Source organism: Thalassolituus alkanivorans (genome assembly GCF_020447205.1).
GTDB classification, from domain to species: Bacteria; Pseudomonadota; Gammaproteobacteria; order Pseudomonadales; family Oceanobacteraceae; genus Venatoribacter; species Venatoribacter alkanivorans.
The window spans coordinates 71,222-87,529 of sequence record NZ_JAJAEL010000038.1; the positions used below are offsets into that span (position 1 = coordinate 71,222).

Genomic DNA, 16,308 nt, shown 5'->3' on the forward strand with positions numbered 1-16,308 from the left:
CAGTCTGCTGTCTGCCTGTTCAGAGAGTGTCGATGGGGTCGATATCCAGATTCCAGCGCACCTTTGATAAGCCCTTGTGCTGCTCAAGAAAATGCACCAGTGCCGCTGCGGTACGGTGCAGCACACTGCGTTCGGCAGCGTAAAACTGTAACTGAAAACGGAAGCGGCCATTGCGCCGTTCCATGATGGCGGGGAAGGGGCCAAGCAGGGTAACCGGTGCCTGCCAGCTGGCGCCGCTGTGGGTTTGCAGCCATTGCTGCACAAAGGCACGCGCCTGTTGCAACAGTTGCTGCGCCTGCATACGGTCTTCGCATTCGCTGCGCAGTAATGCCATATGGCTGTACGGCGGCAGCTGCTGTTGTTGGCGTTCCTGCAGCAGCGACAGTGCCAGTGCGTGGTAGCCGCTGTCGAGCAGCAGGTTAAGCAGCGGATGTTCGGCGTACAGGGTCTGAATCCACACTTCGCCCGGTGCTTCTTCACGCCCGGCGCGGCCGGCCACCTGACAGATTAACTGCGCGCTGTGTTCCATGCCGCGGAAGTCGGCGCTGAATAAACCGGCATCGGCGTCCAGCACTACCACCAGAGTGACATCGGGAAAGTGGTGGCCTTTGGCCAGCATCTGCGTGCCGACCAGAATGCAGGGGCCGCCGCTGTGAATATCGTCGAACAGATTATCGAACGCCTGCTTGCTGCGGATGGTGTCGCGGTCGACCCGGCGCACCGGCACCTGCGGGAACAGTACGGCAAGCTGATCCTGAATTTTCTCGGTGCCCTGACCAATCCCCTCAACGTGCTGACTGCCACATTGCGGACACACCGCAGGAATACCCTGCTGGAAGTCGCAGTGGTGACAATGCAGATGCGGCGGATACTGATGCAGGGTCAGGCGTGCATCGCAGCGCCGGCATTCGGCCATCCAGCCGCAGTCACGACAGGCCAGCAGTGGGGCAAAACCGCGGCGGTTAATAAACACCAGCACCTGTTTGCCGTCGCTTATATGTTTATGCATGGCGTTCAGCACGGGCTGGGCGAAACCGGCGGTCAGTGGCTGGTGCAGAATGCTGTGCAGCTTCATACCCGGTGCTTTGGCATCACCGGCGCGCTGGCTCAGTTTCAGGTGCAGGTATTTACCGCTGAGCGCGTTGTGCAGGGTTTCCAGCGAGGGCGTGGCCGAACCGAGCACAATAGGTACGCTGGCTTTGTGCGCCCGTACCAGAGCAAAATCGCGCGCCGAATAGCGCAGGCCATCCTGCTGCTTAAATGAGGCATCGTGTTCTTCGTCGAGAATAATCAGGCCGAGGTCGGGCATCGGCGTGAATACCGCCGAACGGGTGCCGATGAGAATGCGTGCGCCGCCCTCACTCACCTGACGCCAGCCCTGCAGACGCTCGCGGTCGTTCAGGCCGGAATGCAGCATGGCGATGGGTACATTAAAACGCGCCTGGAAACGGCGTACGGTTTGTGGAGTCAGACCGATTTCCGGTACCAGTACCAGTGCCTGTTTGCCCGCCGCCAGTACCTGCTCGATCAGACGCAGATAGACCTCGGTTTTGCCCGAGCCGGTTACGCCTTCGAGCAGGCAGGCGCGAAAGTGATGCAGCTCCGGTTCAAGTGCCTTCAGTGCACTCTGCTGTTGCGGGTTCAGGCTGTGAAAACGCTGATTCTCCTGAATAACCGGCGGCAGTGGCAGCTGCTGGCGTTCTTCAATCAGTCCGGCGTCGGCCAGGCTGCGCAGCTGGGCAAGGGTAAATCCCTGAGAGGTCAGCTCGCTGTGTGGCCATTGCGGGCTTTGCTGAAATAACTGCCACAGCGCCTGTTGTTTGCTGCCGCGCAGGGCTTTGGCCGGCTCGTCTGCGGTTTTCAGCCAGACCCGTTCGTCGGCCTCGCTCAGCTCACAGCCACGGCGCAGCATGGTTGGCAGCATATGCTCCAGCACTTCGCCCATGCTGTGGTGATAGTAATCGGCCAGCCAGCGGCACAGCGCCAGGCTGTGTTCATCAATAAGTGGGGTGTCGTCGAGGCGGGCCAGCAGTGGTTTGAGCTTATTGCTGGGGACATCCGACTGATCACGGCAGCTGAGCACGATGCCGAGCAGCAGCTGACGGCCAAATTCCACCCGTACGCGTTGGCCGGGCCGATAGTGATCCGGCGTTTCTCCGGGCAGCGGCAAGTAGTCAAAAGTGCGGCGTAGCGGGAGGGGAAGAGCAATTTCGACAACAAAAAAGGACATGAAAAGACTTGCTGCTTAGGTCGGCTCTGGTATTATGCGCGTCCTTATTGCCCATGCAAGGGCAAGTTTTTGTAATCCAGTAGCGCGGTACTTGTGGAGAGAAGATTCGCAAGTGGCGGCGTGAAGACCCAAGAGGTGTCCCATGAAAGAAGGTATTCATCCTGAGTACGCTGCTCTGGAAGCAACTTGCTCCTGCGGCAACGTGATCAAAACCAAATCCACTAAGCCTGGTACTATGTACCTGGACGTGTGTTCAGCTTGCCACCCGTTCTACACTGGTAAGCAGAAAGTTGTTGATACCGGTGGCCGTATCGACCGCTTCAACAAGCGTTTCGGTGCTTTCAAGAAGTAATAAAGCCCGAACCGAAAAAACCCGCCTTGTGCGGGTTTTTTTATGCCCGCCGTCCGTGGCGGGCACCCTGCGGGCCATTGCTGCGCAATGTTGATCAACGCTCCCGGCGTTGATGCTATGCCCGCCGTCAGAGGTCAGTCGTCCGACATCCGACGATCACTCTCACTGCGCTGCAAGCTCCCAGCTTTGCTGGCAGCGCTGCATATATTGCGCATAGATCGTCAGGCCGACCGCAGGGCCAACGGCAGCGCTGTCGGCGCACAGGTTGGCAATCAATTCTTCCGATACCCGGCTAAGTCGGTTAATCCGCTGCTGCAGGGCATCGCCTTCGCGTTGTTCCAGCGCCAGTGCTTTATCCACACTGGCCAGACGTTGCTGCCACTCCTGTTGTTGCGCACTGGCTTGTTGCTGCTGAGCCAGTAACTGCTGCTGTGCGGCAGTGATCTGGTGTTGGTATTCCTGCTGCGTATGCCGCCATTCGGCCCGTTCCTGCTGTTGTACGGTTAACTGCTGCGCCAGTTGTTGCTGACTGGATTGCAGACTTTGCTGCAGGCTCAGGAGTTGCTGTTGCAGGCTGTGGATATGTTGCTGCTGGCTGAATGTGAGGCTGGCAGCGGTGATGCACAGTAACAGCAAGGCAAGCAGCATCATGCGTGGAGCAGTAATGGCAGACCAAAGGGAGGCGCTGGAGTCTGCAGAACAATCCGTGCGCATCAGGGGAGGTTGTTGCGGCGGCAGGTTTTCTGCACCCGTGATGTGGGCTGAGACCTCAACAGCAGCCTCGTCCGGGCTGGTTGCCACAGGTTCGTTAAGCAGACTCTGGCGGGCGGCAATCAGCTTATTCAGCGACAGGCAGAGTGCCTGCTGTTCGGCGGGCTGGTGCTGCTGCAGTAGCTGGGTGGCCGTCTGACGCAGTTGATGCTGATAGGCCGCCTCAATGTCCTGTGCCTGATTGCTAAGGGTTCCCAGCAGCTGTCTGGCTGCAGCCTGATCGGTCTCCGGTGGTGTATTGCTGGTCTGTGCCATCGTCTGCTCCTTCACGCGATGAATGTGGCGTACCATCCTCGGCTGCTCTGCGCATGGCGGCAATCAGGCGAAGCGACGAATCTGCGTTTGCTGAACGAAGAATGCGCCAATGTTGTCAGAGGTGGTCGGGTGGTAACGCAGACTGTGCCGCGCCGGGATGACTGTTGTATGACGCTGTCAGACCGGTGGTGTTGGTGTATCGGTTTGTTGATTGGCGCTACAGCCAATCCGTTACTAAACTTATCCTGCCATTTGTATACAGAGAGTTTTTTGTGACAAGACATGAAGAAGGCGAAGGTGAGCTGAGCGAAGCCCAGCGTCTGGCAATGCTGGAAGACACCGTATCCACTAACCGGGTTGTACTGATGATCATCGCTGTACTGGCGGTGGTGGCGATTTCTGTGGCGGTAACCATCGCGGTGGTGAAGCTGATGCAGCCGGATGTGGCTTATGTCGACAGTAAGAGTTTTGCCAAGCTGGAGCGTGATGTTGGCATTCTGAAAGAAGCGGCTATCGCTTATGAACAGAGCATGACCGACACCAAAAATATTCTCGACAGCAGTAATGCCACGGCGTTTAAGGCGTTGATGCTGGAGCAGGAAAAAAGCTATCAGCTGCACCTGAATGCGCTGAAGCAGGGGATGCGTGATCTGGCGCGTATGGTGCCCGGTTCGCGCACCTGGCTGGATATTTACGAGGAGCAGATGGATGAAGCACTGGCTGAGAGCCGGGCGCGGATGAACCGGTTATCGCGTCTGCAGACCTCGGCCCTGCCAAATGTTGAGGCAATTCCTCTGCCGGACAGGGGAGAGCCGGTACCGGTGCTTAACTGATGACTCTGCCTGGAATAAAAAACGGCGTGCTCTGCACGCCGTTTTTTTATGTCCGTTGTTTACCGGGCAGGGTGATCAGCCGCGGTGATCGGAAACAAAGGGATTGGTACGGCGTTCGTGGCCAAAGGTGGATTCCGGGCCGTGACCGGGAATAAAGGTAATGTCATCACCCAGCGGAAACAATTTGTCGCGGATGGAAGACACCAGCTCGGCATGGTTGCCCTTGGGGAAATCGGTGCGGCCGATGGAGCCCTGAAAAATCACATCACCGACAATGGCCAGCTGGTCGGCAGCGCTGTAAAACACCACATGGCCGGGTGTGTGTCCGGGGCAGTGAATCACATCCAGCTCAACCCCGCCGACCTGTACTTTATCGCCATCGTTAAGCCAGCGGTCCGGGGTAAAGATCTCAGCCGGCGGAAAGCCAAACATCGCGGATTGCTGTGGCAGTCCCTGAATCCAGAACAGATCGCCTTCGTGCGGCCCTTCAATCGGCAGGCTCAGACGGCGTGCCAGCTCGGCGGTGCCGCCGGCATGATCGATATGGGCATGGGTCAGCAGAATTTTTTCGGCTCTGGCACCCATGGCATTTACCTGCTGCAGAATACGTTCAATATCGCCGCCCGGATCGACAATGGCTGCGGCCTTGGTGGCATTACACATCAGGATGGAGCAGTTCTGGGCGAAGGCGGTAACGGGAACAATAGCGACAGATAACGACATGAACAGGGGCTCTAGGTTTGCAGTAAAGGCGCAAGGGTAGCCTAACAGGAAGGATGGGAGAAGCCCGCAGGCTTCTCCCGCTGGTGCAGTAACGGGCGGCTCAGAAGGCCATGATTTTCGGTTTGACCCCGGCAAACTGCGGCATGGTCATACCGGCGTCGGCATTCACATAGGTGGGGTCGGCGATGGTGTAGCGCTTGCCCTGCCAGCTCCAGTTATCGCCCTGCACGCCGCCGTTAAAGGCGACTGCGGTGGCAACGTGCCCCGGAAAGTCGAGAATCACGACATCCAGCCCCAAAAGCGATTCGGTCAGCCAGGCAAACAGTGCGGCGCGGTCTTCGCAATCGGAGTAGGGGTAGTGCAGGGTTTCCAGCGGGAACAGGTAATTTTCCTCGTGGAACTGCTCATCGTCGGTCTGATAGGCAAAAGCGGTCTGCACAAAACGCAGCAGGTGATTCACCGCTTCCTGCTCACTTTTCCCGGCCACGACCGGACGCAGCTGATTGAGCAGCGATTCGCTGGTTACCGCCGGTAAGCCGGCTTTGAAATAGTTCGGCAACGACAGCTGCGGATAGCTGCTGAAGTAGCTCACGAAACGCTGTGGATACGCTACTTTGATGCTGTACGACTGGTCACGGTATTTAAATTTCAGCTGGCGCTGTTCTTCGCTGCCGCCAATGGCAAAACGATTCGGCTGGCTGAAATCAAGGGCGCGTGAGCCTTCGTCATGCTGGCCTTCGTAGGTAAATACTTTGCCGGGCTTCAGTGCTTTTTCATTCAGATTGATGGCGTAATATTTTTTATTACCGAGGCGGAAAAAAGTAACACCAAATATTTCCTGTTCGGATGTCAGCAGCAGATGAACTTTGTCGTTATAGGCGACACGGGCATCGTAACCGGCTTTTACCAGCAGGAACCAGCTGGTCAGCTTACGGCTGGTGCTGTCTTTATGCAGGGCGCGGGCAAACTGATCAAACAGCTGGGCGCTGCCCCAGTCGTTCAGACCCAGACGTTGTGCTTCAGCCTGCAGTGCCTGCACCGTTGGTTTGTGCTCAGCACTGGCCAGCTGCTGCCAGTATGAAGCAATTTTTTCGTTATTAATTTTACCGCTGAAATTGCGTTTGAATTTGGCGTTGTACGGAATTTCGATGGCATTTCCGTAGAAACCAAAACGCGCAACCGGACCGCTGACCGGAGATTTTTTCGCGGGTTTTTCTGCTACTGGTTTATCCAGCGTTGGCTTTTCTGCACCAGGTTTGTCGTCAATCGGTGGCTTGGTCAGTGGTGGCTTGATCAGCTCCGGAGCCGGTGGTTTGGGCGCAGGAACTTCTGCGACCGGCGGCAGCTTGGGCAGGACGACTTTAGGCGTATCATCTACCGCAGGTTTGGCATCTGGCTTGGCAGAAGCCGGAATTTCCGGCAGATCAACCGGCTTGGGTTTCGGATCACGCTGCTCGGCGGGTTTCACATCAACCGGTTGCCATTTCTGCTGCAGAAACTGAATAAAGGCTTTGTCGTTTTCATCCAGATAGGTCTGAAAATCGCCACGGGTTTTCTTTAACCATTGTTCATATTCAGACTCGGCTGTTGCTATAGCCGACAGACTGAGTACTGGTAAGACACAAAGGTAAACAGAGAGCTTTGCTGGAAATTTCATCGGGATTCCTCGCATAAAAAAGCCGGCAGACGCCGGCTTCTTATTATGATCGTGCGTCAGCGTTAAACGCTTACTGCATGTTGGAAATTTCAGAAGCCAGTTCGTCAAAAGACTTCTCGGCCTGGAATTTCTGCCACAGGGCACGTTCATTGTTCATAGAGGTTTTGATTGCCTGTTCCGCCAGTTTATTAACGGTGTCAGCATCCAGACCAACCAGAACTACGATACCGCCGCTTGGGGTTGGCATCTGACGGAAGATTTTAGAACCTACCAGAGTTTCTTTGGTGATCTGTTTGGTTACAGAAGTATTAACGCGATCAACGGTTTCAGAATCACCGGTACCAGTGGTTTCGGCGTACTGTTTGATCATGTTCTGCACTTCCACTTTCATGGTTTGTGCCAGTTCAACACGGGCAGCGGTTGCAGCCATCTGCTTCATGAAGTTAGGGCCGGCAGCAGACTTGTCAGCGTAACCAACAGCAGACAGATCCAGACCATCAACCGGAGCGCCACACACCCACTCAGGAGCGGCCTGACCAGAACCATCGGCGAATACGCAGCTGGCTACCGGAGCTTGAGTTGGTTGGTTAGAAGCACAGGCGACCAGCAGAGTGGTCGTCGCTACAGCGAATAAAGCGCGAAGTTTCATCTTCCTCTCCTTGAATGAAGTGAGCGGTTTAATAAAAGTAAACTGCTATAAAAGGTGTGCCGAGAATAGCGGATGCTATGGCAAAATGCCACACGGGATTATGGCGGATGTGAGACGTGTCAAAGATGAAAAATACAGCGCTGGCAGCAGCATTATTGATCACAGTTTTATTACAGTATGGCTGTGCCGGAGCTAAGGTTCAGGATGGTGCCCCGGCGTGGATTATGAATCCGGGCAACGGCGTTGTGGCATCCTGCGGGTTTAATATTAAAGGCCGTTATGCTCAGGAAGAATGCGCATTGCAGCGTGCCCGCGAGCGTCTTGCCGCGCAGCAGGGGGTAGAAATCAGCAGCGTGTCTTATTTATCGGAACGGGTACGCAACGACGCCAGCAGCGTCAGCCTGAATAAAGAAACGGTGGAAAAGGTCAGCGGCGTAACGGTAAAAGCGCGCATCCGTGACACCTGGTATGACGCTCAGCGGGATGAATATTACGTCTGGCTGGAAAGCCATTAACGATCAAAAAATAGGCTGAACGGCCGGTGGCGGAACAATAAATTCCGTTGCGGGCCGTTCAGTCTGGGTTCAGTCAGGGGCTGTTTTCTCTGATTAAACAGCCTTAGTGCTGGTGGCCACCGGCACCGTGGGCATGCTTATGCGCAATCTCTTCGGCGGTTGCAGCGCGTACAGCAACGACATCCACTTCGAACTTCAGTGTCTTGCCGGCCAGCGGGTGGTTGGTATCGACGTCAGCCATAAAACGGCCAACTTTAACGATGGTTACCTGACGGGTGCCCTGTTCGGTTTCGACCCAGGCAACCATGCCTTTCTTCCAGCTTTTCGCGCCCTGCAGGTGTTTTACCGGCACGCGTGCGACGGCATCGGCCTGACGCTCGCCATAGGCCTGATCCGGGGTCAGGGTGATGCTGATATGCTCACCGGCTTCTTTGCCGGCAACGGCCTGTTCAAATCCGGCAATCATATTGTTGTGGCCGTGCAGATAAGCGATTGCTTCGCCGCCGGCATCTTTATTGGTGCTTTCGATCAGCTGGTCCTGCTCGTCGAACAGGCTGTAGTGCAGCTGCACCACGGTATCCTTGGCGATGATCATGATGACTTCCCCATAAACATTAAAAGGCGCGAGTATCGTTTCCGGCCCGGTCTTTGGCAACACCTGTCGCGTTCTGGCGGTTACGCAGGGGAGTGACTTGATTTGTCTGCGGCGACCCCCATATCGGTTATTCGTGCATCAGAAAGCAGGAAATTTTCATGACAACTATTGTATCCGTACGCCGTGGTAATGATGTGGTGATTGGCGGTGACGGGCAGGTTTCTCTGGGTAATACCGTAATGAAAGGTAATGCCCGTAAGGTGCGGCGCCTGTACAACGATCAGGTGCTGGCCGGTTTTGCCGGGGGAACGGCAGATGCCTTTACCCTGTTTGAAAAATTTGAAGCGCAGCTGCAGAAGCACCATGGGCAACTGACCCGTGCTGCGGTTGAGCTGGCGAAAGAGTGGCGTTCTGACCGTGCGCTGCGCAAGCTGGAAGCGATTCTGGCGGTTGCCGACCATACGGCGTCGCTGATCATCACCGGTAACGGCGATGTGCTGCAGCCGGAAAACGATCTGATTGGCGTAGGCTCCGGTGGTAATTATGCGCTGGCATCGGCCCGTGCGCTGCTGGAAAACACCGAGTTAAGCGCCCGTGAAATCGTCGAAAAAAGTCTGAATATTGCCGCAGATATCTGCGTATTTACTAACAGCAACCTCACTATCGAAGAACTGAAGGCGGGAGAATAATCCATGAGCCAGATGACCCCGCGCGAAATCGTGCATGAACTCGACCGCCATATTATCGGACAGCACAATGCCAAACGTTCGGTTGCCATTGCGCTGCGTAACCGCTGGCGCCGGATGCAGCTGCAGCCGGAACTGCGTGATGAAGTAACGCCAAAAAATATCCTGATGATCGGCCCGACCGGTGTTGGTAAAACCGAAATTGCCCGCCGTCTGGCGAAGCTGGCCAATGCGCCTTTTATTAAGGTTGAAGCCACCAAATTCACCGAAGTCGGTTATGTAGGTAAAGATGTTGAATCCATTATCCGCGATCTGACCGAAACCGGTCTGAAACTGCTGCGTGAGCAGGAAATGGTCAAGGTTGCCAGCCGTGCCGAACTGGCCGCGGAAGAACGTATTCTGGATGTACTGTTACCGCCGGCGCGCAGCAGCACAACCAGCTGGGACACTACCGAAGAACCAAAAACAGAAGACAGCTCAACGCGCCAGGTTTTCCGTAAAAAGCTGCGTGAAGGGCAGCTGGATGACAAAGAGATTGAAATCGATCTGGCACAGGTCAGCGTTGGTGTGGAAATTATGGCACCTCCTGGCATGGAAGAAATGACCAGTCAGCTGCAGAGCATGTTTTCCAACCTCGGTGGCGAAAAGAAAAACAAACGTAAATTAAAAATCAAAGAAGCCTTCAAACAGCTGCGCGACGAAGAAGCCGCCAAAATGCTGAATATGGACGAGCTGAAAGCCCGTGCACTGGAGGTGGTGGAACAGAACGGCATCGTCTTTATTGATGAAATCGATAAAGTCGCCAAACGTCATGAAAGTGGTTCTGGTGGCGACGTTTCGCGTGAAGGTGTACAGCGTGATCTGCTGCCATTAATCGAAGGCTGCACCGTCAGCACTAAATATGGCATGGTCAAAACCGACCATATTCTGTTTATTGCCTCCGGTGCTTTCCATCTGTCCAAGCCTTCCGATCTGATTCCGGAATTACAGGGCCGTCTGCCAATCCGGGTGGAACTGGAAGCGCTGACGCCGGATGACTTTAAGCGTATTCTGACCGAGCCAAAAGCATCGCTGACCGAACAGTATAAAGCGCTGCTGAAAACCGAAGGGCTGGATATTAACTTTACCGAGGATGCGATCAAGCGTCTGGCAGAAATTGCCTTTGAGGTGAACGAGAGCACAGAAAATATTGGTGCCCGCCGTCTGCATACCATTATGGAGCGACTGCTGGAGCAGGTATCTTTTGATGCAACCGATATGACTCAGGCGGTCGAAATTGATGCTGCCTATGTTGAGAAGCAATTGGGCGATCTGGCCCGCGATCAGGATCTGAGTCAGTTTATTCTCTGACACAGATACGGATAAAAAAAGAGGCCTGCAGGCCTCCTTTTTTTATGTGTAACGCTATTTGGCGCAATTTAAATCCTGAAGCGCTCAATTAATCTGACCAGAGCTTCACTGCTGTCGGACAGCTTCTGTCCATACTGATCGGTTTTTACCATATTGTCGGCAATATGCCCTGAAGATTCAGCGATCCGTACAACGTTGCCGCTGATCTCGTTGGCGGCGGCGCTTTGTTCCTCAACCGCACTGGCAATGCTCAGGTTCATTTCGGTAATAGTGCTGACTGCTGTGCTGATGGTTGATATCGCGTCCAGTGCCTGCTGTGAAGTGACGGAGGTGGATTCAGAATTTTTCACGTTTTCTTCCATCGAATGTACAGCGCTGGCGGCCTGATCCTGCAGGCGGGAAATCATTTTATTAATTTCTTCAGTCGATTCCTGGGTGCGCGAGGCGAGGGTGCGTACTTCGTCGGCGACCACGGCAAAACCGCGGCCCTGTTCACCGGCACGGGCGGCTTCGATGGCGGCGTTCAGTGCCAGCAGGTTGGTTTGTTCGGCGATACCACGGATAACATCCAGTACCGAACCGATAGCGTCGGTTTCACTCTGCAGACCCTGAATCACCTCGCAGGAGCTCTGGATATCGGCGGCCAGGCTACCAATGCTTTGCTGTGTGGTTTGCATGGTTTTCATACCACGGCGGGCGTTGTCATCGACTTCCCGGGCGGCGGCGGCAGCGCGTTCGGCATTGCCAGCCACTTCGTGAATAGTCTGGCTCATTTCATTAGAGCCTGTGGCAGCAAGATCGGTCTGTTGCAGCTGATCGTCGGTGAGGCGGCGTGTTTCACTGCTGACGGTGGCAATCTCACGGGTCAGTTGCGCCAACAGTTCTGAGGCGGTTTTACTTTCGCTCACAACTTTGTGAATCTGACCAATAAAGGTATTAAAGGCCTGAGCAATATTGGTGATTTCGTCCTGACCTTTGGAAGGTAAACGCTGGGTCAGGTCACCTTCGCCGCGGGCAATATCATCCATCGCCTGAGTGATAACCCGCAGCGGATGACGGATGCTGTTCGATACCAGCATGATGACGGCAATCAACAGAATAATAAAAATCAGACTGGTGGTAATAAGGCCGGTGGCACTGTGCCAGAAGGCGGTCATTACGTCGTCGGTATAAACACCGGTGCCGACAATCCAGTCCCAGGGTCTGAACTGTTTAACGTAGCTGACCTTGGATACCGGATCTGAGCTACCAGCCTTGGGCCAGTAATAGTTAACGTAATTGCCTTCGGGTTTACTTTTTGCCGCTTTTACGATTTCACGAAACAAATACAGGCCATTGGTGTCTTTAACGTCGTTAACGTTTTTTCCTTCCAGCTCTGCTTTGGCGCCATGCACGACGACAACAGGCGCGGAGTCGTTAACCCAGAAATATTCATTGCCGTTATAACGCAGCTCGCGGATGGCATCCTTTGCCCGTGTTTGTGCTTCTGCTACCGGCATTCCCTGCTGGCTGAGCTGGTAATAATGCTCAATCAGGCTGTATGCACTGTCGACCTGCTGTTTTACCGCCTGTTGTTTCGCATTGCTTATAGTGTCGTAAATATGCTGCATGGCTTGCAGTTGGATCAGCAGAACACATATTACGGAAGCACTGAGAATTACCCATAAACGGGCACGGATACTGATATTGCGTAAAGAATTCATAGGCAGCTCAATCTCACCGATAGTAAACTACATCAGGTACAACCGGAGCCTGATATTGGGCGACACACCATGTATGCCTTACATAAAAGTGTAGCGCGCTTTATCTTATCCGCCCGTTATCCTTACTCCCGGAGTGGAATAACAGTGATTCCAAAAGCAATAAAAGTGAAGAAAGTCAGCCACTGTCTTGAGTTGACCTATGGTGAGCAGCCTTATGAGCTGTCTTATGAATTTCTTCGTGTGCACTCACCTTCGGCAGAAGTCCGTGGTCATGGTGTCGGCAATGAGGTGTTGCAGAGCGGTAAAAAAGATGTGGTATTGCTGCGTATTGAACCGGCCGGTAATTATGCCCTGAAACTGGTGTTTGACGACGGCCATGACTCAGGTCTGTATGACTGGAGTTATCTCTATCATTTGTGCACGCATCGTGATGAACTGTGGGCTGATTACCTGCAGCGCCTGCAACAGGCCGGAAAAAGCCGCGACAGCGCGCAAATCAACTTTAAAGCCCTGTAAATACGTGTGTAACCGTTATACTGGGCGCAAATTAATTATAGGAGCCGCACATTGACGGATTCCAACGCACCAAAAGCCCCGTTCCATGACCCAAATGCCGAGGCCGAAGCGCAAAAATATGAAAACCCGGTTGCCAGCCGTGATGCCCTGCTGGCATTGCTGGAGCAACTGGGCCACCCGGCTACCCACGCGGAAGTCTGCGAAGCACTGGGTGAAACCGATGAAGACCGCGTAGAAGCTCTGCGTCGCCGCCTGATTGCGATGTCGCGTGATGGCCAGCTGATCAGCAACCGTCGCAGCCAGTTTGCACCGCTGCGCAAAGTCGATCTGGTTACCGGTGTGGTGATGGGCCATCGCGATGGTTACGGCTTTGTGCTGCGTGACGGTGCTGATGATGTGTACCTGTCTAACCGCCAGATGAGCAAAGTCTTTCACGGTGACCGCGTTGCGGTACAGATTCTTGGTCTTGATCGCCGTGGCCGCCCGGAAGGCAAAATTGTCGAAGTGCTGGAGCGTAATACCCAGCAGATTGTCGGCCGTTACTTCGATCAGTCCGGTGTCGGCGTCGTACAGCCGGATAACAAACGTGTGGCGCAGGAAATCCTGATTCCGCCGGTTGGCCGCAAAGGCGCTGAGCATGGTCAGTTTGTGGTGGTGCAGATTGTTGAGCAGCCCAAGCCCGGCGGCTTACCTATGGGTGAAGTGGTCGAAGTGCTGGGTGATCATCTGGCACCGGGGATGGAAATTGATGTTGCCATCCGCAGCCATAATATCCCGCACGAATGGCCGGAGGCCGTGCTGGTAGAAGCCAAAAAACTGCCGGAACAGGTCAAAGATAAAGACAAACACAACCGCATCGACCTGCGTCAGCTGCCTTTTGTCACCATCGACGGTGAAGACGCCAAAGACTTCGACGATGCCGTCTACTGCGAACCTAACCGCAAAACCGGTGGCTGGCGTTTATACGTTGCCATTGCCGATGTATCCCATTACGTACAGGCAGGTTCGGCACTGGATGTTGAAGCTCACGGTCGTGGCAACTCGGTGTATTTCCCTGAGTTTGTGGTACCGATGCTGCCGGAAAAACTGTCCAACGGTTTATGCTCGCTGAACCCGGAAGTAGATCGTCTGGTGATGGTATGTGAAATGACCATCTCCAAAGCCGGTAATATTTCCGGTTATCAGTTTATGGAAGGTGTTATCCACTCCCATGCGCGCCTGACCTATAACAAGGTCTGGAAAATGCTGCAGCCGGAACGTGGTGACGACGGCGATGCCTGGCGTGAACATTACAAAGACGTTGTGCCGCATCTGGAAAATCTCTACGTCCTGTATAAAACCCTGCGCGCCAAACGTGAAGAGCGTGGTGCGATGGATTTCGACTCGGTCGAAACCCGTATCGTGTTCGATGCTGAGCGTAAAATTCAGGAAATCGTACCGACCGAACGTAACGCGGCCCATATGCTGATTGAAGAATGCATGCTGGCAGCCAACGTCTGTGCTGCCGATTTCTTCCAGCGTTATGACGTGCCGGCACTGTATCGTGTGCATAACGGCCCGAGCGCAGAAAAACTTGAGAACCTGAAATCTTTCCTCGCCGAAGTCGGTTTATCCATGCCACATGGTCAGGACCCGTCGCCGAAAGATTATCAGGCATTGCTGAGTCAGATTGGCGACCGTCCGGATTCACATTTAATCCAGACCGTGCTGCTGCGCTCGCTCAGTCAGGCCGTTTACAAGCCGGATAACGAAGGTCACTTTGGTCTGGCTTATAAAGCCTATACCCACTTTACTTCGCCAATCCGCCGTTACCCCGATCTGCTGGTGCACCGTGGTCTGCGCAGCGTGATCCGCAGCGAACGCGAATGCAAACACGTAAAACGTGCCGACGGTGCCAAACCACTGGCCCAGAAAACCATTTACCCATACGACACCGCAGCGATGGTGGTGATGGGTGAGCACTGCTCGATGACCGAGCGCCGTGCCGATGATGCTACCCGTGATGTGGTGGATTTCCTCAAGTGCGAATTTATCAGCGACCGTATCGGTGAAGAATTCGAAGGGGTTATTACCGCGGTTACCGGCTTTGGCTTATTCGTTGAATTAAAAGACGTCTATGTCGAAGGTCTGGTGCATATCAGTGGTCTGGCAAACGATTACTACCACTTTGATGCAGTGAAACATCGTCTGGTCGGTGAGCGCACACGCCGCAGTTTCCGCCTTGGCGATAAGCTCTGGGTAAGGGTCATGAACGTGAACCTCGACGAGCGCAAAGTCGACTTCGAACTGACCACAGCACCGGTTAACGCCAGACGCAGCAAAGCCAGCGATCTGCCAACGCCTGCGCGTTTACCGCGCCGCCGTAATAAACAGGCCGATGGCAAAGTAACCGAAGAAACGCTGGAGCCAAGCCGCCAAAAAAAAGCACGGGCACCCTCGACAGAATCTGGAGATGGTGCCAGAAGTGGCGGTAATAAAAGCGGCGCTAATAAAAGCGGCGTTAAAAAAGCCGGTGTTAAGCGTACGGCTGACAAGGGCGCTAAAACCTTTGCTGCTGACGATTCTGACGGCACTAAAAGCAAAAAGAAAAAGCCCAAGCCGAGCAAACGGCAAAAGCTGAACGCCAAAAAGAAAACCGAAAGCAAAAAAGCGGTAAAGAAAAAGACCGCCAAGAAAAAACCGGCCAAAAAGGCCGGAAAGAAACAGGTTGATTAATCAATGAAGTTAGAAGCCGTTTACGGTTTGCATGCCGTTACCACCTTATTGCAGCGCAGTCCGGATCAGGTGGTGGAGCTGTGGGTGATGAAAGGCCGTCAGGACCAGCGTATGCAGCGCGTGCTGGAACTGGCTGCCGAACAGGGGCTGGATATCCGTGAGGCCGATAAAGGCCTGATGAATCAGAAAGCCGATGAAGGTAATCACCAGGGCATTATTGCCTGGCGTAAGCCTGTGCAGAATAAAAACGAGAAACACCTGCCGGATATTCTCGACGGTATCAGTGGCAATGCGCTGATTCTGATTCTGGACGGCGTTACCGATCCGCATAATCTGGGTGCCTGTCTGCGTACGGCAGACGCCGCCGGCGTGCAGGTAGTGATTGCGCCGAAAGATAAATCCGCACCGTTAAATGCAACAGCCGCCAAAGTGGCCTGTGGTGCAGCCGAAGCCGTGCCTTATATTCAGGTCACCAATCTGGCGCGCACCATGAAAGAACTGCAGGAGCGCGGTATCTGGATTGTCGGCACCGCCGGTGAAGCAACGCACAGTATTTATCAGCAGGATTTTACCGGGCCAACGGCTCTGGTTATGGGTGCTGAAGGTGCGGGTATGCGTCGTCTGACCCGTGAACATTGCGATTATCTGGTGAATATTCCGATGGCCGGCGAAGTCAGCTCGGTTAACGTGTCGGTGGCTACCGGCATTTGTCTGTTTGAAGCGGTGCGTCAGCGTCAGTTGAGCTGAGTACCTGTTTG

The 16,308-nt window shown here is 54.3% G+C and carries 15 protein-coding genes; 8 read left to right on the plus strand and 7 right to left on the minus strand.

Features of this window, described 5'->3' with window-relative positions:
* Positions 1 to 19: 19 nt before the first annotated feature.
* Positions 20 to 2,230 (minus strand): primosomal protein N', encoded by a 2,211-nt coding sequence (locus tag LGT44_RS14810; protein WP_230331178.1) that lies wholly within the window; start codon positions 2,228 to 2,230, stop codon positions 20 to 22.
* Between the two features lie 142 nt (positions 2,231 to 2,372).
* Here LGT44_RS14810 and rpmE point away from each other — a divergent pair, with 142 nt between their 5' ends.
* The gene (gene rpmE / locus LGT44_RS14815; RefSeq protein ID WP_145470828.1) at positions 2,373 to 2,582 is read left to right on the plus strand and encodes a 50S ribosomal protein L31; all 210 of its coding nucleotides are present in this window, start codon (positions 2,373 to 2,375) and stop codon (positions 2,580 to 2,582) included.
* Between the two features lie 162 nt (positions 2,583 to 2,744).
* On the opposite strand, the gene LGT44_RS14820 is transcribed toward rpmE, so the two are convergent.
* Positions 2,745 to 3,608 (minus strand): hypothetical protein, encoded by an 864-nt coding sequence (locus LGT44_RS14820; RefSeq protein ID WP_230331177.1) that lies wholly within the window; start codon positions 3,606 to 3,608, stop codon positions 2,745 to 2,747.
* A gap of 272 nt (positions 3,609 to 3,880) precedes the next feature.
* On the opposite strand from LGT44_RS14820, the gene LGT44_RS14825 reads away from it, so the two are divergent.
* Positions 3,881 to 4,441: a hypothetical protein gene (locus LGT44_RS14825; protein ID WP_230331176.1), complete on the plus strand. Its 561-nt coding sequence runs from the start codon at positions 3,881 to 3,883 to the stop codon at positions 4,439 to 4,441.
* A gap of 75 nt (positions 4,442 to 4,516) precedes the next feature.
* Here the strand turns inward: LGT44_RS14825 and LGT44_RS14830 are convergent, their stop codons facing one another.
* From LGT44_RS14830 to LGT44_RS14840, 3 genes are all read right to left on the minus strand, one after another.
* Positions 4,517 to 5,164 (minus strand): MBL fold metallo-hydrolase, encoded by a 648-nt coding sequence (locus tag LGT44_RS14830; protein WP_230331175.1) that lies wholly within the window; start codon positions 5,162 to 5,164, stop codon positions 4,517 to 4,519.
* A gap of 100 nt (positions 5,165 to 5,264) precedes the next feature.
* Positions 5,265 to 6,821, minus strand: coding sequence for a hypothetical protein (locus tag LGT44_RS14835; RefSeq protein WP_230331174.1), 1,557 nt, complete (start codon positions 6,819 to 6,821; stop codon positions 5,265 to 5,267).
* A gap of 70 nt (positions 6,822 to 6,891) precedes the next feature.
* Entirely contained in the window at positions 6,892 to 7,470 is a 579-nt protein-coding gene (locus LGT44_RS14840; protein WP_225692434.1) for an LPP20 family lipoprotein, read from the minus strand.
* A 116-nt stretch (positions 7,471 to 7,586) separates the two neighbouring features.
* On the opposite strand from LGT44_RS14840, the gene LGT44_RS14845 reads away from it, so the two are divergent.
* Positions 7,587 to 7,985: a hypothetical protein gene (locus LGT44_RS14845; RefSeq protein WP_145470840.1), complete on the plus strand. Its 399-nt coding sequence runs from the start codon at positions 7,587 to 7,589 to the stop codon at positions 7,983 to 7,985.
* A 103-nt stretch (positions 7,986 to 8,088) separates the two neighbouring features.
* On the opposite strand, the gene LGT44_RS14850 is transcribed toward LGT44_RS14845, so the two are convergent.
* Positions 8,089 to 8,580 carry an FKBP-type peptidyl-prolyl cis-trans isomerase gene (locus LGT44_RS14850; protein WP_230331173.1) on the minus strand — a complete coding sequence of 164 codons (492 nt, stop codon included), beginning with the start codon at positions 8,578 to 8,580 and terminating at the stop codon, positions 8,089 to 8,091.
* A gap of 158 nt (positions 8,581 to 8,738) precedes the next feature.
* Here LGT44_RS14850 and hslV point away from each other — a divergent pair, with 158 nt between their 5' ends.
* Together hslV and hslU are read left to right on the plus strand one after the other, a co-directional pair.
* On the plus strand, positions 8,739 to 9,269 hold the full coding sequence (gene hslV, locus LGT44_RS14855) for an ATP-dependent protease subunit HslV (protein WP_145470843.1): 531 nt from the start codon (positions 8,739 to 8,741) through the stop codon (positions 9,267 to 9,269).
* 3 nt (positions 9,270 to 9,272) lie between these two features.
* Entirely contained in the window at positions 9,273 to 10,616 is a 1,344-nt protein-coding gene (hslU, locus tag LGT44_RS14860) for an ATP-dependent protease ATPase subunit HslU (RefSeq protein ID WP_230331172.1), read from the plus strand.
* A 68-nt stretch (positions 10,617 to 10,684) separates the two neighbouring features.
* Here hslU and LGT44_RS14865 read toward each other — a convergent pair whose 3' ends face one another.
* Positions 10,685 to 12,319, minus strand: coding sequence for a methyl-accepting chemotaxis protein (locus tag LGT44_RS14865; RefSeq protein WP_230331171.1), 1,635 nt, complete (start codon positions 12,317 to 12,319; stop codon positions 10,685 to 10,687).
* A 144-nt stretch (positions 12,320 to 12,463) separates the two neighbouring features.
* Here LGT44_RS14865 and LGT44_RS14870 point away from each other — a divergent pair, with 144 nt between their 5' ends.
* From LGT44_RS14870 to rlmB, 3 genes are read left to right on the plus strand one after another with little or no spacing between them, the layout of a single operon-like run.
* Entirely contained in the window at positions 12,464 to 12,835 is a 372-nt protein-coding gene (locus LGT44_RS14870; RefSeq protein ID WP_225692438.1) for a gamma-butyrobetaine hydroxylase-like domain-containing protein, read from the plus strand.
* Positions 12,836 to 12,886: 51 nt separating this feature from the next.
* A complete protein-coding gene (gene rnr, locus LGT44_RS14875; RefSeq protein ID WP_230331170.1) occupies positions 12,887 to 15,550 on the plus strand; it encodes a ribonuclease R in 2,664 nt (887 codons plus the stop codon).
* A 3-nt stretch (positions 15,551 to 15,553) separates the two neighbouring features.
* Entirely contained in the window at positions 15,554 to 16,297 is a 744-nt protein-coding gene (rlmB, locus tag LGT44_RS14880; RefSeq protein WP_225692440.1) for a 23S rRNA (guanosine(2251)-2'-O)-methyltransferase RlmB, read from the plus strand.
* Positions 16,298 to 16,308: the final 11 nt, after the last annotated feature.